Source organism: Parathalassolituus penaei, from assembly GCF_026626885.1.
Classification (GTDB): Bacteria; Pseudomonadota; Gammaproteobacteria; order Pseudomonadales; family Oceanobacteraceae; genus Oceanobacter; species Oceanobacter penaei.
Genome location: NZ_JAPNOA010000056.1, coordinates 160,379 through 179,523 on the forward strand (window position 1 = coordinate 160,379; position 19,145 = coordinate 179,523).

At 56.4% G+C, this 19,145-nt stretch carries 17 protein-coding genes; 15 read left to right on the forward strand and 2 right to left on the reverse strand.

Going from position 1 to position 19,145, the window contains the following annotated elements; translation table 11 throughout:
- Window positions 1-7: 7 nt before the first annotated feature.
- From OUO13_RS15475 to OUO13_RS15525, 11 genes are all read left to right on the forward strand, one after another.
- Window positions 8-643: a phosphoribosylanthranilate isomerase gene (locus tag OUO13_RS15475; RefSeq protein WP_283174799.1), complete on the forward strand. Its 636-nt coding sequence runs from the start codon at window positions 8-10 to the stop codon at window positions 641-643.
- Window positions 630-1,844, forward strand: a complete 1,215-nt coding sequence (gene trpB / locus OUO13_RS15480; RefSeq protein ID WP_283174800.1) for a tryptophan synthase subunit beta — start codon at window positions 630-632, stop codon at window positions 1,842-1,844. Before OUO13_RS15475 ends, trpB begins: the two co-directional genes overlap by 14 nt.
- A gap of 11 nt (window positions 1,845-1,855) precedes the next feature.
- Complete coding sequence (gene trpA, locus OUO13_RS15485; RefSeq protein ID WP_283174801.1) at window positions 1,856-2,665, forward strand: tryptophan synthase subunit alpha; 810 nt, start codon at window positions 1,856-1,858, stop codon at window positions 2,663-2,665.
- Window positions 2,666-2,734: 69 nt separating this feature from the next.
- Window positions 2,735-4,060, forward strand: coding sequence for a bifunctional folylpolyglutamate synthase/dihydrofolate synthase (locus OUO13_RS15490; protein ID WP_283174802.1), 1,326 nt, complete (start codon window positions 2,735-2,737; stop codon window positions 4,058-4,060).
- Window positions 4,045-4,965 carry an SPOR domain-containing protein gene (locus tag OUO13_RS15495; protein WP_283174803.1) on the forward strand — a complete coding sequence of 307 codons (921 nt, stop codon included), beginning with the start codon at window positions 4,045-4,047 and terminating at the stop codon, window positions 4,963-4,965. The genes OUO13_RS15490 and OUO13_RS15495 overlap by 16 nt, the downstream gene beginning before the upstream one ends.
- A gap of 87 nt (window positions 4,966-5,052) precedes the next feature.
- Window positions 5,053-5,556, forward strand: a complete 504-nt coding sequence (locus OUO13_RS15500) for a CvpA family protein (RefSeq protein WP_283174804.1) — start codon at window positions 5,053-5,055, stop codon at window positions 5,554-5,556.
- A 12-nt stretch (window positions 5,557-5,568) separates the two neighbouring features.
- Window positions 5,569-7,089, forward strand: a complete 1,521-nt coding sequence (gene purF, locus OUO13_RS15505) for an amidophosphoribosyltransferase (protein ID WP_283174805.1) — start codon at window positions 5,569-5,571, stop codon at window positions 7,087-7,089.
- Window positions 7,090-7,109: 20 nt separating this feature from the next.
- Window positions 7,110-8,324, forward strand: coding sequence for an O-succinylhomoserine sulfhydrylase (locus OUO13_RS15510; RefSeq protein WP_283174806.1), 1,215 nt, complete (start codon window positions 7,110-7,112; stop codon window positions 8,322-8,324).
- Window positions 8,325-8,574: 250 nt separating this feature from the next.
- On the forward strand, window positions 8,575-9,495 hold the full coding sequence (locus OUO13_RS15515; RefSeq protein ID WP_283174807.1) for an AAA family ATPase: 921 nt from the start codon (window positions 8,575-8,577) through the stop codon (window positions 9,493-9,495).
- On the forward strand, window positions 9,495-10,493 hold the full coding sequence (locus OUO13_RS15520; protein WP_283174808.1) for a DUF58 domain-containing protein: 999 nt from the start codon (window positions 9,495-9,497) through the stop codon (window positions 10,491-10,493). Before OUO13_RS15515 ends, OUO13_RS15520 begins: the two co-directional genes overlap by 1 nt.
- A complete protein-coding gene (locus tag OUO13_RS15525) occupies window positions 10,490-12,544 on the forward strand; it encodes a transglutaminase TgpA family protein (protein WP_283174809.1) in 2,055 nt (684 codons plus the stop codon). Before OUO13_RS15520 ends, OUO13_RS15525 begins: the two co-directional genes overlap by 4 nt.
- Here the strand turns inward: OUO13_RS15525 and OUO13_RS15530 are convergent.
- Window positions 12,482-13,117 (reverse strand): DUF6436 domain-containing protein, encoded by a 636-nt coding sequence (locus tag OUO13_RS15530; RefSeq protein WP_283174810.1) that lies wholly within the window; start codon window positions 13,115-13,117, stop codon window positions 12,482-12,484. The genes OUO13_RS15525 and OUO13_RS15530 overlap by 63 nt on opposite strands.
- Window positions 13,118-13,242: 125 nt before the next feature.
- On the opposite strand from OUO13_RS15530, the gene OUO13_RS15535 reads away from it, so the two are divergent.
- From OUO13_RS15535 to OUO13_RS15545, 3 genes are all read left to right on the forward strand, one after another.
- Window positions 13,243-14,124, forward strand: coding sequence for a tetratricopeptide repeat protein (locus OUO13_RS15535; protein ID WP_283174811.1), 882 nt, complete (start codon window positions 13,243-13,245; stop codon window positions 14,122-14,124).
- A gap of 142 nt (window positions 14,125-14,266) precedes the next feature.
- Window positions 14,267-14,737 (forward strand): bacteriohemerythrin, encoded by a 471-nt coding sequence (locus tag OUO13_RS15540; RefSeq protein WP_283174812.1) that lies wholly within the window; start codon window positions 14,267-14,269, stop codon window positions 14,735-14,737.
- Window positions 14,738-14,845: 108 nt separating this feature from the next.
- Window positions 14,846-15,883, forward strand: coding sequence for an NADP(H)-dependent aldo-keto reductase (locus tag OUO13_RS15545; RefSeq protein WP_283174813.1), 1,038 nt, complete (start codon window positions 14,846-14,848; stop codon window positions 15,881-15,883).
- A gap of 75 nt (window positions 15,884-15,958) precedes the next feature.
- Here OUO13_RS15545 and OUO13_RS15550 read toward each other — a convergent pair whose 3' ends face one another.
- Window positions 15,959-17,314, reverse strand: coding sequence for an MATE family efflux transporter (locus OUO13_RS15550; RefSeq protein ID WP_283174814.1), 1,356 nt, complete (start codon window positions 17,312-17,314; stop codon window positions 15,959-15,961).
- Between the two features lie 308 nt (window positions 17,315-17,622).
- On the opposite strand from OUO13_RS15550, the gene rhlB reads away from it, so the two are divergent.
- Window positions 17,623-19,071, forward strand: a complete 1,449-nt coding sequence (gene rhlB, locus OUO13_RS15555; RefSeq protein WP_428982351.1) for an ATP-dependent RNA helicase RhlB — start codon at window positions 17,623-17,625, stop codon at window positions 19,069-19,071.
- Window positions 19,072-19,145: the final 74 nt, after the last annotated feature.

Below are 19,145 nucleotides of genomic sequence, written 5' to 3' on the forward strand. Positions count from 1 at the left end.
GTTTTTCATGAGTCTGTATCAGCGTACGCGGGCCAAAATCTGTGGTATCACCCGTGTTGAGGATGCTCATCAGGTTGTGAACGCAGGTGCTGATGCCATTGGCCTGGTGTTTTATCCCCCAAGTCCGCGCGCCGTCACCATAGAGCAGGCTGCTGATATTGCCGCCGTTGTTCCAGCCTTCGTAACCGTTACGGCTCTTTTTGTTAACCCGACCGTTGAGCAAGTGCAAAGCGTTCTGGATAACGTTAGAATCGACCTTATCCAGTTCCATGGTGATGAAGACGATGGCTTCTGCCGCCAGTTCAACCGCCCATACATCAAGGCCATCCGTGTCCGGCAAGCGTCGGATATGGTGGAGGCGTGCCTGCGCTTCCCAGGTGCCTTGTCCCTTCTGTTAGACAGCTATAAACCGGGTGTCCCCGGTGGTACTGGCGAAACCTTTGACTGGTCGCTGGTGCCGGATGATCTGAACAAACCCATTATTCTTGCCGGTGGCTTGTCCGCCGATAACGTGGCGGCTGCCATTGCTGAAGTCCGGCCTTTTGCCGTTGATGTCAGTGGTGGAGTAGAGGCCAGTAAAGGCATTAAGGATGCCGGCAAGATCCAGGCATTTATGAACGAGGTGTATCGTGTCAACCGATAACAAGATTGATCTGAACCTGCCAGACGAACGCGGCCATTTTGGTATTTTCGGCGGCCGTTTTGTGTCCGAAACCCTGACTGCGGCACTGGATGAACTGCAAGCCACCTACACCAAACTGCGTGTAGATCCGGATTTCCAGGCAGCTTTTGACCGCGACCTGGCTCACTATGTGGGTCGTCCTTCTCCGTTGTACCACGCTGAGCGTCTTAGCCAGCACTGTGGTGGCGCCCAGATTTATCTGAAGCGTGAAGACCTGAACCACACCGGTGCCCACAAGATCAACAACACCATTGGTCAGGCGCTGTTGGCCCGTTTTATGGGCAAAAAGAAAGTGATTGCCGAGACTGGTGCTGGTCAGCACGGTGTTGCCACCGCGACCGTAGCAGCCCGTTTTGGTCTGGAGTGCAAGGTGTTCATGGGCTCTACTGACGTTGAACGTCAGAAGCTCAACGTGTATCGCATGAAACTGCTGGGTGCGACCGTGCAGTCAGTGACTTCCGGTACCAAAACCCTGAAAGACGCCATGAACGAAGCCATGCGTCACTGGGTAACCAACGTTGACGATACCTTCTACATCATCGGTACTGCGGCGGGTCCACACCCGTACCCAATGCTGGTACGTGACTTCCAGGCGGTGATCGGTCGTGAAACCCAGCGTCAGTGTGCCGACCAGATTGGTCGCCAACCGGATGCCGTTGTTGCCTGTGTGGGTGGTGGTTCCAATGCCATCGGTATGTTCTACCCATACATTGCTCACCCTGAAGTGGCGATGTACGGCGTTGAAGCCGGTGGTCTGGGTCTGCATGGTAATGACCATGCGGCACCACTGAGCAAAGGTCGTCCGGGCGTGCTGCACGGCAACCGTACCTACCTGATGGAAGATGAAAACGGTCAGATCATGGGGACTCACTCCATTTCTGCCGGTCTGGACTACCCAGGCGTTGGTCCTGAGCACTCATGGTTGAAAGACGTGGGTCGTGCCAACTATGTGGCCGCGACTGACGATGAAGCCATTGATGCGTTCCACAAACTGACCCAGATGGAAGGCATCATGCCTGCTCTGGAGAGCTCCCATGCCGTTGCTTTCGGTATGAAGCTGGCCGCTACCATGCGTCCGGATCAGTTTATTGTGGTCAACCTGTCCGGTCGTGGTGACAAGGACATTCACACCATCGCAAGCCTGGACGGCGTGACCGCCTGAGGAAAGACAGAATGAATCGTATCAGCTCCCTGTTTGCAAACCTGGCGCCCCAGGGTCGCAAGGCCCTGATCCCGTATGTAACCGCGGGTGACCCACAGAAAGAAGCGACTGTTCCGATGCTGCATGCGCTGGTTGAGTCCGGCGCAGACCTGATCGAACTGGGTGTGCCGTTTTCTGACCCAATGGCCGACGGTCCGGCGATCCAGCTGGCCTGTGAGCGCGCGCTGGAACACAACACCTCCCTGCGTGATGTGCTGGGCATGGTGTCCGAGTTCCGTGCCACCAACAGCACCACTCCAGTGGTTCTGATGGGTTATCTGAACCCGGTTGAAGCCATGGGTTATGACGTGTTCGTCAAGGCGGCGGTAGAGGCGGGCGTTGATGGTGTGCTGCTGGTGGATTTGCCACCAGAAGAGGCCGAAGACGTGGCTGTCTACTTCCGTGATGCTGGCCTGGACATGATTTACCTGATCGCACCAACCACCACTGATGCTCGTATCGAAGCCATCGGCAAGGCTGGCAGTGGTTACGTCTATTATGTATCCCTGAAGGGTGTAACCGGTTCCAAGGCTCTGGATGTTGATGATGTGGCTCGTAACCTTGAGCGCATCCGTCAGCGTGTGTCCATTCCGGTTGGCGTGGGTTTTGGTATCCAGAATGGTGAAAGTGCGGCTGCCGTTTCCCGTGTCGCGGATGGTGTAATTGTTGGTAGTGCGTTGGTAAACCGCATCGCCGCCAATGCTGATAATGCCGACCTGGCACGAGCGCAGGTCAGTGAGCTGCTACGCGAAATGCGTACGGCCATGGATGCCGCAGTGTAAGACGGTTCGGGGTGCCACGGCACCCCGGTTTCTTTTCTGATCAAGCATAATGAAGAATGGAGTAGTGTGATGACGGGCCCTGAACACCAGGCGGCACCTGCCAGCGTTAATGAATGGCTGGCGTACATGGAATCCCTGCATACCGCCGATATTGAACTCGGGCTGGAGCGGGTGATGGATGTAGCCCGACGTCTGGACTGTTTGCGACCGGCTCCGCTGGTGATTCTGGTTGGCGGCACCAATGGCAAAGGCACCACTACGGCCTTGTTGTCGGCTTTGCTGGCGCGGCAGGGGATGCGTGTGGGCGTCTATAATTCTCCTCATATTCTTCGTTATAACGAACGGGTTTCCGTAAATGGTGATGACATCAGTGACGACGATCTCTGTGCATCCTTTGCCATGGTGGAAGCTGCGCGTGGTAATACACCACTGACCTATTTTGAATACGGTACGCTGGCGGCGCTGGCCTGGTTCCGCTCCCGTCAGCTTGATGCCTGTGTGCTTGAAATTGGCCTCGGTGGTCGTCTGGATGCGGTGAATATTGTAGAAGCTGATCTGTCGATTGTGACCAGTATTGGTCTGGATCACGAAGCCTGGCTGGGTAACAGCCTTGAACAGATCGCCTACGAAAAATGCTCCATCGCTCGTCCGGGACGTTTTCTGGTATGTGGTCAACCGGATGCTCCGGCTCGTGGCCAGCAGACGGTTGAAGCCATTGGTGGCCAGTGGGTGGCTCGTGGTCAGGATTACGACATCAGTGAAAACGCTGATGGTTCTCTGGAACTGGCCTTCCGGCCGTATGCCGATGAAACGGTCAAAATGAACTGGCGCTTGCCGCAGGCCAATATTCCGCCGGCCAACGTTGCAACGGCCATTCAGGCGTTGGCATTACTGGGGCATTTATTGCCTGAGCAGCAAGTGGCGGAGACTGTTCAGCGCCTGCGAGTGGCAGGTCGGCTGCAGCGTTGGCAACATGCCAGCGGGCTGAGCCTGACGCTGGATGTCGCCCACAATGAACAGGCGGCGGCCTACCTTGGTAGTCGCGGGTTGCAGGTAAACGGCATCCTGCTGGGGATGCTGGGTGACAAGGCGGTGGAGCAGGTTGTGCAGGTATTGCCTGTGGCACCACGCTGGAAGCTGGCTGGTTTGCAGGGGCCGCGGGCACTGGATGTCCAGACTCTGAAGACTCGGGTGCAAGCCGGACTGGCCGTGGCCGGGCGTGAGCCAGAACTGGAAGGATATGAAACAGTAATGGACGCCATGCAAAGCCTGCTGGATCGTGGTGAAAACGGTCACTGGCTGGTGTTGGGTTCGTTCTTTACGGTTGAACAGGCGTTGCGATTTATCCGGGAATCCAATCCCGATGAGAAGGACAGTGCATGGACAAGCATCTGAAAAAACGCATTCTTGGGGCTGTCGTAACGGTGGTGGTGTTGGCCATCGCCTTGCCCGTGGTAATTGACGGCTCGCGTCAGCAGCTGCCGATTGGTGACGACATGCCGCCTATGCCTCCTATGCCGGATTGGGCTGAGGTGGAAAACCAGCAGCGTATCCGTATTGATCTCGACAAGCTGGCGCGTGGTGAGCCTCAGGGCGAACTGATGCCGCCAACGGACGAGGCGGTTGTGAATGCGCCCGATGCAGCCTCTGCTGCTGCCGCGGATGAAGTGGCGACCGCCGCGCAGCCGGAAGTGCCGATGGACGGCGGCGATGAGCTTGCCAGCCAGGCAGCACTGGCCCAGCAACAAATCCAGAATGATGAGCTGGCGCGCCAGCAAGCCCAGGATCTGGCACTGAAACAGGCCGCTGCGCTCAAGCAGGAACAGGACCTTGCTCAGAAAAAAGCCCAGGAGCTGGCCCAGAAGCAGGCATTGGCATTAAAGCAGGAACAGGAACTGGCGCAGAAAAAAGCCGAGGAGCTGGCTCAGAAACAGGCTTTGGCACAGAAAGCCGCTGCTGAAATGGCCAAGCCGGCAGTCCCTCCTGCTCCGGTTGCACCGGCAGCGGCACCAACGGTCGCCAAAAACAGTGGTCAGCCGGGAGCGGTGGATGCCTCGGGTTTGCCCTATGCGTGGGTAATCCAGATTGGTGCGTTCTCGCAGCAGGCCAATGGTGATGCCGTGCGTGATCGTTTGCGACGTGACGGCTTCAAGGCGTACAGCACTACCGAAAGTGACGGTCTGACCCGCGTTTACGCTGGTCCGGAAGTCAGTGAGGCCGAGGCCGAACGAGTGCGTGTGCGGCTGCAGCTGGCGCTGGATCGCAGTGATCTGCGTCTGAAACGGTATGTACCTCGCTAGGGACACGACCACAAGACAGGCTCTGGTTGTCGAGCATGGCTTCAGCCCCTATACTTCGCGCTTTATCAAGCCGGGTAATGAATCACAATGGCAGTTGTTGATTGGGTGATTGTCGGAGTTTTGGCAATTTCCTGTCTGATCAGTCTGAATCGCGGGTTCGTCCGGGAAGCCCTTTCTCTGGCTGTCTGGGTCGCCGCGTTTCTGCTGGCCCGTATGTACAGCGGCCATCTTGCCACCCTGTTGTCCGATCATATTGAGACCGGTTCGATTCGCTGGGTAGCTGCATTTGTGATTCTGTTTCTGGGCACCGTAGCAGTGGGTGCCATGGTCACGTATCTGATCGCCGAACTGATCCGGATTACCGGATTGTCTGGCCCTGATCGGGTGTTGGGCATGGTATTTGGGCTGATTCGTGGCCTCGTTGTTCTGGTGGCAATTGTGTACGGCTTGCAGTACACCGTGGTGCCACAGGACCCCTGGTGGAAAGTTTCTCTGATTATCCCTCATCTGGAAATGCTGGCGAACTGGGCTCGTGACACCTTGCCCGGCGCTACTGACCAGGTGATGTCATCCCTCCCGACCGATTTCTGAGGTAATGCGCGCATGTGCGGAATAGTGGGTATCGTTGCCAAAACCCATGTTAACCAGTCTATTTATGATGCCCTCACCGTGCTCCAGCACCGTGGCCAGGATGCGGCCGGCATTGTAACCAGCGATCAGGGAAAGCTTTACCTGCGTAAGGACAATGGTCTGGTACGTGACGTGTTCCGTACCCGTCACATGCAGCGTCTGATCGGCAATATGGGTATCGGCCACGTCCGTTACCCGACTGCCGGTAGCTCCAGCTCTGCGGAAGCCCAACCGTTTTACGTGAACTCTCCGTACGGTATTACGCTGGCACACAACGGTAACCTGACCAACACTGAAGAGCTGGCCCAGGACATCTACCGGGAAGACCTGCGTCACATCAACACCACTTCTGATTCCGAAGTTCTGCTCAACATTTTTGCGCACGAACTGCAGGAACAGAAACAGCTGGTTCCAACTCCGGAAACCATTTTCCACGCAGTGCGTCGTGTACACGAACGTATTCGTGGTGGTTACGCCGTGGTTTCCATGATCTGTGGTTACGGCATTGTGGCGTTCCGTGATCCGCACGGTATTCGTCCGGCGGTATTTGGTCGTCGTGACAGCGCTCAGGGCCCAGAGTACATGGTGGCTTCCGAGTCTGTGGCTCTGGATGCACTGGGTTTCACCCTGATCCGTGACATCGCGCCAGGTGAAGCTATCGTGATCACCGAAGCCGGTGAACTCTTTACCCAGCAGTGCTGCGACAACACCGAACTGACCCCGTGTCTGTTCGAGCAGGTGTACTTCGCTCGTGCCGACTCCGTTATGGACGGTATCGCGGTGTACAAGGCGCGTCTGCGTATGGGTGAAAAGCTGGCCGAGAAAATCATGCGTGAATGGCCAGATCACGACATCGACGTGGTGATTCCGATTCCGGATACCAGCCGTTCCTCCGCCCTGGAGCTCGCCAACTGTCTGGGCGTGAAATACCGCGAAGGCTTCATGAAGAACCGTTACATCGGTCGTACCTTCATCATGCCGGGTCAAAACCAGCGCAAGAAGTCCGTGAAGCAGAAGCTGAATCCTCTGGATCTCGAATTCCGTGGCAAGAACGTACTGCTGGTGGACGACTCCATCGTACGTGGTACCACCTGTGAGCAGATCATCGAGATGGCTCGTGAGGCCGGTGCGCTGAAAGTGTATTTCGCTTCTGCTGCTCCTGCGGTTCGTTACCCGAACGTGTACGGTATCGATATGCCAGCCAAGGAAGAGTTTATCGCCCATGGCCGTAGCACCGACGAAATCGCCCAGGCGATTGGTGCCGACCGCCTGATTTATCAGGAGCTGGATGATCTGATTGCTGCCTGTCTGGAAGGCAGCAAGACTCAAGCGAACCGTTTTGAAGACTCAGTATTTACCGGTCGTTATGTGACTGGCGATATCAACGACGAATACTTCACCCGTTTGTCAGACCAGCGTGCGGATAGCAACAAAGGTGGTCGCAAGGTTGTCGAAAACGTTGCGATCGACCTGCACAACGAAGCTGAATCCTGATCGGGCAAGGGAGCCTCGATATGAACGAACTCGAACAACTGTTGGCACCGTATCAGTCTGACCTCGACGGTGCTGCTATCGAAACCCTGGCGGTGCGTGCTGGACAGTATCGCAGCCAGGAGAACGAACACTCGGAAGCCATTTTCCCGACCAGCAGTTACGTATTCCGTTCTGCGGCGGAGGCAGCTGCGCGCTTCAAAGGCGAAAGCCCGGGTAACGTGTACTCCCGTTACACCAACCCGACCGTACGCACTTTTGAAGAGCGTCTGGCGGCGATGGAAGGAGCCGAAGCCTGTGCCGCGACCTCGTCCGGTATGGCGGCGATTTACGCCGTTGCCATCGCCCACCTGAAAGCCGGTGATCATGTCATCTGCTCGCGCAGTGTGTTTGGCAGCACCATCGTGTTGTTCGAGAAGTTCCTGCGCAAGTTCGGCGTGGATATCAGTTACGCAGACCCGGTGAATGCCGACGACTGGCGTGCCAAGTCCAACGCCAACACTCGTCTGTTTTTCCTGGAATCGCCATCCAACCCGATGCTGGAAGTCGCCGATATTGGCGCGCTGTCCGTGGTGTCGCGTGAAGTGGGTGCCATGCTGGTGGTGGATAACTGCTTCTGTACTCCGGTAATCCAGCGTCCGCTGGCACTGGGTGCGGATCTGGTGATCCACTCAGCCACCAAGTATATCGACGGCCAGGGCCGTTGCCTGGGTGGTGCGGTGGTCGGCCCAATGAGCCTGATCGACCCGATCATTGGTGTGCTGCGTTCTGCTGGCCCAACCATGAGCCCGTTTAACGCCTGGGTATTCACCAAGGGTCTGGAAACACTGGGTATTCGTATGAAAGCCCACAGCGAGAATGCTGCCCAGATGGCGGCCTGGCTGCTGGCGCATCCGAAAGTCACCAAGGTGAACTTCTGTGGTCTGGAATCTCACCCTCAATATGATCTGATTCAGCGTCAGCAAACACTGCCGGGCGGTGTGTTGTCGTTCGAAGTGGAAGGTGGTCGTGACGGTGCCTGGAAGGTGATTGATTCTACTCGTATGATTTCCATTACCGCTAACCTCGGTGATACCAAGTCCACCATTACGCATCCGGCAACCACCACTCATGGTCGTCTGTCCGAAGAAGAGCGTCTGGCGGCCGGTATCAGCCAGGGCCTGATCCGCCTGGCGGTGGGTCTGGAAAACGTGGTGGATATCCAGCGCGACCTGGCTCACGGCCTGGACGCACTCTGATTCTGTTGGCGTCTCGGCGCGATCAGATTCGTTAAAAGGGGCTTCGGCCCCTTTTTTATTGAGTGTTGTTCGAGAATGATGATTTTATGAACAGGCGTTGCAATACCGTAACGCTGTATTCCCGCCATTAGCGGCACAATGCGTACCATTCCTGATATGGCCGGTGGGAGTGCTCTGGCAAAGCCTGTATTCTTGGTCAAAACTGACTTTTGTGCCGGAGTGTCCGGCTGGATCTGCCAAGGAGCATTGCATGTCGGTGGCCATTGAACGGGCGCTTGAACAACTCAACCAGATTATTCTCGGCAAGGAAAACCAGCTCAAGCTGGCACTCAGCTGTTTGTTGGCGGGCGGCCACCTGCTGATCGAAGACCTTCCGGGCATGGGCAAAACCACCTTGTCGCATGCCCTCGCCAGTGTGTTGGGGTTGAGCTACAACCGTATCCAGTTCACCAGCGACCTCTTACCGGCGGATATTCTTGGCGTCAGTATTTTCGAAAAAGAACCGGGTACGGATCTTGGACGTTTTCGTTTTCATGCCGGACCGGTATTTACCCAGCTGTTGCTGGCTGACGAAATCAACCGTGCCACACCAAAATCCCAGAGTGCCTTACTGGAGGCAATGGAAGAACGTCAGGTCACGGTGGAAGGGGAGACCCGGCCGCTGCCGGAGCCATTCTTTGTGATTGCGACCCAGAACCCGGTCTCCCAGTCAGGCACGTTTACCTTGCCGGAAAGCCAGCTCGACCGTTTCCTGATGCGTATTACCCTCGGTTATCCCAATGAGCGTGCAGAACGTCTGTTGCTCGAAGGTAACGGTCGACGTCAACAAGCCGGGCAGTTGGCGGCACTGATCTCGCTGGAAGAATTACAACGTCTGCAACAGCAGGTGCGTGATATTCATGTGTCGTCGTCGGTTCTGGATTACCTGCAGCGCATTATTGCCTTTACGCGTTATCAGGCTGGTTATTTGTATGGTCTGTCTCCGCGTGGTGCGTTGGCCTTGCTGAACAGTGCCCGCGCCTGGGCGCTGGTTAATGGCCGCCAGCATGTGGTGCCGGAAGACTTGCAAGCGGTTTTGCCAGCGGTGATTGACCATCGTCTGGCCGACGCCGGTGGTGGTACACGTGCGGCGTCGGCGCTGGTGCTGGAAAAGGTAGCGGTGCTGGCCTGATGACAGCGTCGCTTTCCTTGCGAGAACGCCTGCGGGCGCTATGGCGCATACGAACGCGCCGTTGGCTCGATAAACGTATTCCGCGTCAGCGTGAAATTCGTTTGAGCCAGCGCTCGATCTTTATTCTGCCCAGTGCGGCTGGCTGGGTGTTTGGTTTGCTGTTGTTGCTGTTGTTGCTGACCGCTATCAACTATCAGAACAGTCTGATTTTTGCGATGACCTTCTGGCTGTTCGCCATGGGTGGGGTTGCCATGTACCTCACCTTCCGCAATCTGGCCGGGCTGTCGCTGGCCACCCACGAGGCCATGCCCTGCTTTGTCGGGGACACCGCCAGTATTCCGCTGCGTATCAGTGCGGATGGTCGTTACAACCGTTACGGCATTCAACTGGGTTATCCCGCTAATCCGCAGCGTCAGACCGATGCTATTGCTGGTGAAGTTGCCGATCTGCATATCCTGTTTGACTGCCAGCAGCGTGGGCGTTTGCAGCCCGGGCGTCTGCTGGTGGAGAGCCGTTTTCCGGCCGGGCTATTTTATACCTGGACTCATCTGGACCTTGATGTGGGCTCTCTGGTGTATCCGCATCCGGAAGAGGTGCCGCTGGTGTTATCCGCTGGTGGGGATGGTGACAGCCTGCCGGGAGCCACCCTTGATGCCGCCGGTCAGCAGGACTTTCGCGGTCTGCGCCCGTATCAAGCCGGGGATTCGTTGCGTCAGATTGCCTGGAAACAACTGGCTCGAGGCAAGGGGCTTGTTACCAAGGAATTCGATCGCGATGAAGGTGCCAGCTGTTGGCTCGAATGGAATAACGTCAGTGGTGACGTGGAAACCCGCTTGTCGCGCCTGTGTGGCTGGGTACTGAGCTGTCACGAGCAGGGCTGGTTGTATGGCTTGCGGTTGCCCGGCGTTGAGATTCGCCCCGCCCATTCCGAGGGGCACCTGCAGCAATGCCTGGCGGTATTGGCATTGTTCCGCGCACCGGGAGAGGAAGATATATGAACCAGATTCCCCGTGTTGCATTGATTCTGTTACTGCTGCAAATGCTGGCGACGCTGGTGATCCATGTCAGTCACCTGCATTTCCCGTTCTGGCTGCTGGCTGCCCTGGCCATTTGCTGGCGCTGGTTAATGCATCGTGGCCAGCTGCCGTATCCCGGCTGGCCGACCAAAACGATTGCGGTGGGCCTTGGGGCGGTGGCGGTGTTTTTCAGTTATTCCGGACAGTTTTCGCTGGAAAGTGCGGTAGCGTTTTTTGTGACGGCTGCGCTCCTGAAATTGCTGGAAATGAAGACGCGCCGTGACGCCTTTATTCTGGTGTATTTGCAGTTCTTTTTGCTGGCTACCGGGTTCCTGTTTGAGCAAGGGCCTCTCTGGGGGCTGTACGGCATTGCCGGTTTGTGGTTCGGCACCGTTGCCCTGATTTCCCTGCAACTGAATGTGGCGGGCAGCACCAGTGTGCGGGTTGCCATGCGTTATGCCAGTGCTCTTATGGTGCTGGCGTTGCCGGTGATGCTGGTGCTGTATCTGCTGTTTCCCCGAATGGGGCCGCTGTGGAGCATCCAGCTGCAAAGTGATCGCAGCTTTACCGGGCTGAGTGAAAGTATGACGCCGGGTGACATTGCCAACCTCAGTATTCGCGATGAAGTGGCCTTCCGGGCATCGTTCGAAGGCAATATGGTACCGGATCGCGAAAAGCTCTATTGGCGAGCACTGGTGCTCGATCAGTACGACGGCCGCACCTGGAGTTACTCCCGCAGTTCAAGTTCGGTGCAGTGGTATCCGGACCCGGCACTGGGCAATGGAGCTGTGCTGGTGGCCAATCGTTACGAAGTGATTATGGAGCCTACCGGCGAGCGCTGGATGTATGCGTTGGATAATCCAGCGGCTGCTGAGCGTAGTTCGGGCATTACCAGCACCGGTCTGTTGATCAATCGCCAGGGTGTGTATCAGCGGATGCATTATCGTGGCGTTTCGCTATTCAAACCGCGGCAACAGTCGCTCACCGATGATGAGCGTCAGCTGAATTTGCGTTTGCCGCCGGACATGAACCCGCAAGCCCGCGCCATGGCGGCCGAGTTACGCCAGCAATACAGTGAGGCAGCGGGCTTCAGTCTGGCGCTGATGAATCACTTCAATCAGCAGCCCTTCCATTACACCCTCAAGCCTCCCCGTTACGGACAGGACGAGATTGACCAGTTCCTGTTTGAAAGTCGTCGCGGATTCTGTGCCCATTACGCCGCCGCGTTTGTGTTTCTGGCACGGGCAGCGGGTTTTCCGGCGCGGATGGTCACTGGCTATCAAGGCGGCGAGTGGAACGAAACAGACCATTTCCTGACCGTAAAACAGTACGACGCCCACGCCTGGGCTGAGATCTGGCAAGACGGCCGTGGTTGGGTGCGGGTTGATCCAACCGCAGCGGTAGCTCCGATGCGAGTGCAGTATGGTCTGGAAGACGCCCTGCGCGACGAAGAAGCCAGCCTGATCGAAGGTCAGACGGGTATCGGGCGGCGGATGAAGCAGATCGGTTGGCTTTACGACCTGCAAATGAAAGGCGAATCCATGAACTACCTGTGGAATCGCTGGGTGCTTTCATACGACCGCAGCTTGCAGGAAAGTCTGCTGGAGCAGGTTTTTGATCGTGGTGATTACCAAGCCATGCTGGCCTGGATGGGCGGGCTGGTGGTGGGGTTGTTCCTGTTTATGGGCAGCCTGTTGCTGATTCGCCGTCAGCGCAGCAATACCTTGCCCTGGATTCGGGAATGGCAACAACTGCAGCAGCAGGCGCGCCAGTGCGGAGTTGAGGTAGGCATCGGACAAACGCCGTCTGGCTGGTTGCAAAGCCTGGCGTTGGCCATGCCAGCACTGGCCGATGATTGCCGCCGCCTTGCGCATCTGATTGATCAGCTGGTCTATCAGAGTAACGAGGTTAACCATGACGACCAGCGGCGTCTGCAGCGGCATATCCGCCAGCTGCGTCGACGTCTGAAATCAGTTCGTCGGCCAGCGACAGAAACAGCCGCTGCCCGCCATATTCATGAAGGGGCCGTATGATCCGGCCGCCATCTGGCGCACCATGTTGGGAAAAAAGTCTTCGTCAGAAATACTGCACAGCGCCCCAAAACCATATGCGCCGAAATAACCGAGAGTACCGTCGGCGCGCAGGAGCGCCAGTGACGGACTGGCAGGCAACCAGTGTTGATCGGGCGGCATCCGCATGATGCGCATACGATCACCGTTCAGGCGTTTGAAATCGGCAATCTGTTCGTCGCTGGTATTGGTTGGTGCAACCACCAGGATGTCGAGTTGTTGGCTGGAAAACTGTTTGACCAGACTTTCAAAGTGCCGACTGCTGACCTGATTGCACAAACAATCGGGATTCCAGAAATGAATCAGGGTAACCGGGGTACGTTGTTCCGCCGCTGGTAACCAGCTGGCCAGCTCTGGGGCAAGTTGGGCAACCTGCAGAGTGGCAGGGTTGTGATCGGCTGGCAGAAACGGCTGGACAGAGCGGCTCTGAAACCACCAGAGCAGAATGGCAGTTGCAGTCAGCCATAAAATCACCACAATGCCGAGCACCAGATTGCGATGCTGCGGTTTGCTGTTGGTGGTTGGATTAGCGGCCATAATGATCCTGTATCGGGTTCACTGGTGGCGGAGCCAGCTCCGCGATTGGGGGCAGTATCCGCAGCCAGGCATCCGGATGCAACGATAACCTTGCCCGCCAGCGGGCCCGGATCAAGAGAATCAGCATGAATCCGCGCATTCCTGAGGCCCAGGAACACTCGTTTTTTGAAGACATTCTGCCGCTTTCATGGCAACAACCCCTGCTATTGGATTTCTGGGCCAGCTGGTGCGCGCCTTGTCGTGCGATTTTGCCCGTGCTGGAAAAACTGGCGGACGAATTTGCAGGGCGCTTGCAGGTCGTCAAGATTGATGCCGATGCCAATCCGGCCTTGTGTGAGCATTTTACGGTGCGTGGTCTGCCCGCGGTGTTGCTGGTGCGATTTGGGCGCGAGCAGGCGCGTTTCGACCGTACCCTGCCGGAAAGTGAGATCCGTCGTTTTCTGGCACCTTTTGTCAGTCATCCGGTGCAGGAAGCACTTGTTTCTGCCCGAGCACTGATCCATTCCGGTGACTCTTCTTCAGCAATTGCCATGTTGCGAGCGCTGGCGCGTCAGGCTCCGGCTGACAGCAGTGTGTTGCTTGAATTGCTGCAGGCTCTGGATAGTGAAAGCGCTAATCAACAGGCTCGGGACGAACAGGCTCAATGGCTGGCAGGTGCCAGTCCGGAAGTGATGCGCGATCCACAATTGCAGCAATTCTATCATCGCTGGTTACTGCGGCCTCAGGCACAAGAGCTGGATAGTGCCCAGCAGATGTTTGCTGCCCAACCGGATATCGGCAATTTATTACAACTGGCGACTGCACAAGCGGTCTCCGGACATTATGAAGAAGCCATGCAGCGGTTGCTTGATGTACTGGCTAACTGTGCAGTATCCGCTATTGCATCTCATGATCAGAATCGTATTCGGCAACGCTTGATTGAACTGATCAACACCTGTCCTGATCGGGCTCTTGCCCAGCGCATTCGTCGCCAGTGGGTAGCTGTCTCACGTAACTCATATATGTGACGAAAAACGGCGTATTCGGCGTCAGCCTGCCAGAATGTGTCGAAAAATGCACATTTTGACTGATCGGCGTCATAGTTCTTATCTCTGATCTCGCTAGGATGCCCCTCTTTTAAAACCGGTATGGCATCGCAGTGGAGAGGGTATGGCTTATTTTGACTGGGACAGCAGTCTCGATATTGGTGTGGATCTGATCGACAGCCAGCACCGTCGCATTATGGATTACGTGAATGATCTGCATGAAGCTATTCAGAATAACGATCAGGAACTGGTATTTGATGTAATGGAACGTCTCAAGGATTACACCTTCGACCATTTTGCATTTGAAGAACAGTTAATGGAAAAAGCTGGATACCCGCTGCTGGAGCCGCATATCCAGGTTCATCATCGTTTTTGCAGTCGGGTCGATGAGCTTAACGAATTACTGCGCACTGGCAGTGATCCGTTTGGTGTTGCTCGCAAGACTCGCAATGATCTGACCCGCTGGCTGATTGAGCATATAAAACAGGAAGATCACAACTATGCGGCTCTGGTACGTAAAGCTTTGCGTCAGGAAAGTAGTTGGGTTAGTGGTGCCCTGCGCAAGATTTTTGGCACTGACCAGAAGGCATCCTGACGGATTGAATTCATTCGGGATTGCAGCGCTCAGCTGAACGCTGGGTTGCGAGTGGTACAGGGTGGTTGTGTCATCGTTATACTGGCGACCTGATTCTAGGAGACCAACATGCAGACACGACCACTCGGCCACTCTGGCCTGCACGTAAGCAAGCTGTGCCTGGGAACCATGACCTGGGGCCAGCAGAACAACGAGGCTGAAGGCCACGAGCAGATGGACTATGCCGTGGCGGCCGGTATCAACTTCTTTGATACCGCTGAAATGTATCCGGTGCCGCCGAAAGGCGAAACCCAGGGCCGCACCGAATCGATTATCGGCAGCTGGTTCGCTCGCAGCGGAAAACGTCAGGACATTATTCTGGCCACCAAGGTGGCGGGTCCTGGCGACTGGATGACTCACATTCGTAACGGGCCACAGCTCAATCGCGCCCATATTCGTGAAGCCATCGAAGGCAGCCTGCATCGTTTGCAGACTGATTATGTCGATCTGTATCAGCTGCATTGGCCATCCCGCTCTACCAATTTCTTCGGCAAGCTGGGTTATGTCCACAACCCGGATGAACAGGCGACACCGCTGGAAGAAACCCTGGCCGCGCTGGTGGAGCTGATTTCGGAAGGCAAGATTCGTCATTACGGTCTTTCCAACGAAACCCCATGGGGCACCATGAAGGTTATCCAGCTGGCTCAGGCCAATGGCTGGCCGCTGCCGGTATCGGTGCAGAACCCTTACAACCTGCTGAATCGCAGTTATGAAGTGGGGATGGCGGAAGTGTCGATCCGCGAGAACGTTGGTTTGCTGGCCTATTCGCCGATGGCGTTTGGTGCGCTGTCTGGCAAGTACCTGAATGGCCAGTGGCCAGAAGGGGCGCGTATGACCCTGTTTGAACGTTTCAGCCGTTACAAGGGTGAACAGGCCGAGGCTGCAATTGCCGCCTATGCCGAACTGGCGCGTGAGTATGGTTTGTCACCGGCGGCGCTGGCGCTGGCATTTGTGACCAGCCGAAATTTTGTTACCAGCAACATTATTGGTGCCACCAATATGACCCAGCTGCGCGAAAATATTGCCACTGCCGAGCTGGTTCTGGATGCGGGGCTGCTGGAGCAGCTGGAAGCCATTCATCGCCGTATTCCGAATCCTTGCCCGTAAGGTTGGGGGCGAGTTCGGGATCGTCAGCAGCCCCTGACCGCAGGGGCTTTAAAACTCACGCCGGGAGTTCCGGGGTTAATGGACATACCGATTGCTGACTCGCCACAGGCGGGTCAGCAAGCCCAACGCGGCCATGGTCAGTCCGGTGATCAGGCCAATCCAGAATCCTTCCGCCCCCATGGGTGCTATTCCCAGATATTCCGAGCCATAGAACCCGAGCCAATAACCACAGCCAAGACCGGCGACCCAATAAGCACCAAAGGTAATCAGCATTACCATCAGGGTGTCGTGATAACCCCGCAAGGCACCCGCTGCCGCCACCTGGGTGGCATCGGATAACTGGAATACGGCGGCATACAGAAGCAGGGTGGCCGCCAGACTGACCACCGCCGGGTCGGGTGAGTACAGCCCGGCAATGGTTTCCGACAGTGTCACCATCAGCGTGGCGTTAAACGCCGCAATCAGCAGATTCAGGCGAATCCCCAGCCAGGCGGTGCGCCGGGCTGCTTCGATATTATTGCGCCCCAGATGATGGCCGACGCGCACCGTAATCGACATACCCATGCTGAGAGGAATCATAAAGGTGATCGACGACAGGTTCAGTGCCACCTGATGTCCGGCCACGGTGGTAGGGCCGAGGCCTGCCAGAAACAGCGCAATAACCGTAAACAGACTGACTTCAAAGAAAATGGCAGCACCAATCGGTAAGCCAATCTTTAACAGCTGACGAATCTGTTCCCAGTCCGGTTGCAGGCTCTCACGCAGCAGCGGCCAATGGGTGGGCAAACGGCGTTTGCGGGTGTCGGCCAGCAGGGCCAGCGCCATCAGCACAAACACCAGCGTTGTACCAATACCACAACCGACGCCGCCAAGTTCCGGCAAACCCAGCAGGCCATACACAAACAAAGCGTTGGCCGGAATATTCAGAGCCAGTCCACCGAGCATGACCAACGTCACCCGATGGGCATGGCCTACGGCTTCCGAATAAAAACGCAGTGCCAGAAATAGTCCGGCCGCTGGCATCCCCAGCGCCACCGCCAGCAGATAATCCGAAGCAATGGCGGCCGTCTGCTGATCGTTCGAAAACGATGGCAGCAACCAGGCTGCGATTGCCAGTACCAGAGCAGTCAGGACCCCCATTATCAGGCCCAGCGAAACCGCAGCGGCTTGCAGATGGGGCATACGTTGTTGCTGATCCGAGCTGTGCAGGCGTGATGCCAGCGGTGACAGCGCCACCAGAACCCCGGACAGGAACAGCCATGCCGGTAACCAGATACTGGTGCCAATGGCCACCGCCGCCAGATCGCGGGTGCTGACGTAACCGGCCATCAGGGTGTCGATGGTGCCCATACCCATCTGGGCGATTTGGGTGATCAGGATGGGTGCCGTCAGCGCAGCCAGTGCGCGGGCTTCCTGGCGAATAAATGTCATGACAGAAGCAACATTGAGATTTGGTCGGGCGCATTCTGCCTATCCAGGCTGGTATGCGCCAGTGTCTTGGTAGACCATTACCAACGGTTGTTATGGATTCGGATAATGATACTCGGGAAGGGCTTGGGACACTCTGAATAACTCTGCCAGAGCGGGCGCCGAGTTATTCAGAGGGCCCCTTGCAGTGCTGTTTGAATAGGCAAATAGCACTCCCCATATTCAAAAGGCCGCTTCTGGACTATTATCTCGGCAACGCTGATTAGGCATGCAATATGTTTATTGCGGAAACAATCTGACTGGAGACTCTTTTGCTCAAGAAACTTTTCAAGAACCTCGCTGGCAAGCCGGCTCCTCAGGCAGCCGTGGCCAGTTCTGACAAAAAGTCCAGCCCGGAAGCCCGCTCTGCTGATCACTCCCATACTGACACTGTTGCACCGGAAACCGGCCGTAGCTCCTCCCGTGACAAATCCGGCAAGGGCCACAACAGCCACAGCAAGTCTCCTCGTAACGAAGGTCGCAAGCACGAGACCCAGAAGCCTGCACGCAAGCCGCGTGAACCTCGTAATACCCAGCCGGTAGTGCCATGGTCACCCGAAGACTTCAAGGTTGAGCCTATGCCGGGCAAGTCCCGTTTCCACGATCTCGATCTGGCGCCGGAGCTGATGCACGCTATTCAAGATCTGGGGTTCACCTACTGCACGCCGATTCAGGCCGAAAGTCTGCCAGCGGCCTTGCGTGGTCGTGACACCATTGGTCAGGCGCAAACTGGTACCGGCAAGTCGGCCGCTTTCCTGCTGACCATTCTGAACCGTCTGTTAACCGTTAAACCGGAAGAACGTTTTGCCAGTGAGCCGCGTGCTCTGGTAGTAGCGCCAACCCGTGAACTGGCGTTGCAGATTGGTAAAGACGCCGAAGGTCTGGGCAAATACAGCGGTCTGAACATTGTGACTGTTGTTGGTGGTATGAACTACGAAGAACAGCGCAAGCAGCTGCGTGACCACGTGGTGGATGTGCTGGTGGCGACACCGGGTCGTCTGATCGACTTTATGCGCAGCCAGGATGTATTCCTCGATCAGGTAGAAGTGCTGGTCCTGGACGAAGCCGACCGTATGCTCGACATGGGCTTTATTCCGGACGTACGTCGTATCGTGCGTGCCACTCCGCAGAAAGATCATCGTCAGACCCTGCTGTTCTCGGCCACGTTCAACTTCGACGTCCGTATCCTGATCGACCAGTGGACCCGTGATCCTCGCAAGGTAGAAATCCAGCCGGAACAGGTGACTACCGACCGTGTTGACCAGACTTTCTATCTGGTGCCAGAGTCCGACAAGTTCGGCATTCTGGAACGCATCCTGCGCGAACAGGAGCCAGAACGTTGCATCATTTTCGCCAACCGTCGTGACCTGACCCGTAACCTGTGCGACAAGCTCAATAAACACCAGTTCAAGGCGGTGTTGTTGTCGGGTGAGGTGAGTCAGGACAAACGTATCAAGACGCTTGAGCGTTTCCGTAGCGGCGGTGTGCGTATTCTGGTTGCCACTGACGTGGCCGGTCGCGGTATTCACGTCGATGGCGTCAGCCATGTCGTGAACTACACCTTGCCGGAAGATCCGGAAGACTACGTACACCGTATTGGCCGTACTGGTCGTGCCGGTGCCAAGGGTATTTCCATCAGTCTGGTATCAGAAGACGACGCATTTGCCTTACCGGATCTGGAAAAATACATCGGCAAAAAACTGCCTTTGACCCAACCGTAATACACGGCGCTGCGCTATAGCCCAAAAGCCCCAAAGGGGCGGGCTGTAGCGCGTTTGAGCGTGTTAACGAACTT

Excerpts from the sequence above, each read along its gene's own strand:
- trpA (WP_283174801.1), top strand. The coding sequence starts at position 1,856 with ATGAATCGTATCAGCTCCCTGTTTGCAAACCTGGCGCCCCAGGGTCGC.
- OUO13_RS15530 (WP_283174810.1), bottom strand. The coding sequence starts at position 13,117 with ATGGCCGCTAATCCAACCACCAACAGCAAACCGCAGCATCGCAATCTG.
- OUO13_RS15525 (WP_283174809.1), top strand. The coding sequence starts at position 10,490 with ATGAACCAGATTCCCCGTGTTGCATTGATTCTGTTACTGCTGCAAATG.
- OUO13_RS15545 (WP_283174813.1), top strand. The coding sequence starts at position 14,846 with ATGCAGACACGACCACTCGGCCACTCTGGCCTGCACGTAAGCAAGCTG.
- OUO13_RS15475 (WP_283174799.1), top strand. The coding sequence starts at position 8 with ATGAGTCTGTATCAGCGTACGCGGGCCAAAATCTGTGGTATCACCCGT.
- OUO13_RS15500 (WP_283174804.1), top strand. The coding sequence starts at position 5,053 with ATGGCAGTTGTTGATTGGGTGATTGTCGGAGTTTTGGCAATTTCCTGT.
- OUO13_RS15520 (WP_283174808.1), top strand. The coding sequence starts at position 9,495 with ATGACAGCGTCGCTTTCCTTGCGAGAACGCCTGCGGGCGCTATGGCGC.
- purF (WP_283174805.1), top strand. The coding sequence starts at position 5,569 with ATGTGCGGAATAGTGGGTATCGTTGCCAAAACCCATGTTAACCAGTCT.
- OUO13_RS15490 (WP_283174802.1), top strand. The coding sequence starts at position 2,735 with ATGACGGGCCCTGAACACCAGGCGGCACCTGCCAGCGTTAATGAATGG.
- OUO13_RS15540 (WP_283174812.1), top strand. The coding sequence starts at position 14,267 with ATGGCTTATTTTGACTGGGACAGCAGTCTCGATATTGGTGTGGATCTG.
- OUO13_RS15550 (WP_283174814.1), bottom strand. The coding sequence starts at position 17,314 with ATGACATTTATTCGCCAGGAAGCCCGCGCACTGGCTGCGCTGACGGCA.
- OUO13_RS15515 (WP_283174807.1), top strand. The coding sequence starts at position 8,575 with ATGTCGGTGGCCATTGAACGGGCGCTTGAACAACTCAACCAGATTATT.
- OUO13_RS15495 (WP_283174803.1), top strand. The coding sequence starts at position 4,045 with ATGGACAAGCATCTGAAAAAACGCATTCTTGGGGCTGTCGTAACGGTG.
- OUO13_RS15535 (WP_283174811.1), top strand. The coding sequence starts at position 13,243 with ATGAATCCGCGCATTCCTGAGGCCCAGGAACACTCGTTTTTTGAAGAC.
- OUO13_RS15510 (WP_283174806.1), top strand. The coding sequence starts at position 7,110 with ATGAACGAACTCGAACAACTGTTGGCACCGTATCAGTCTGACCTCGAC.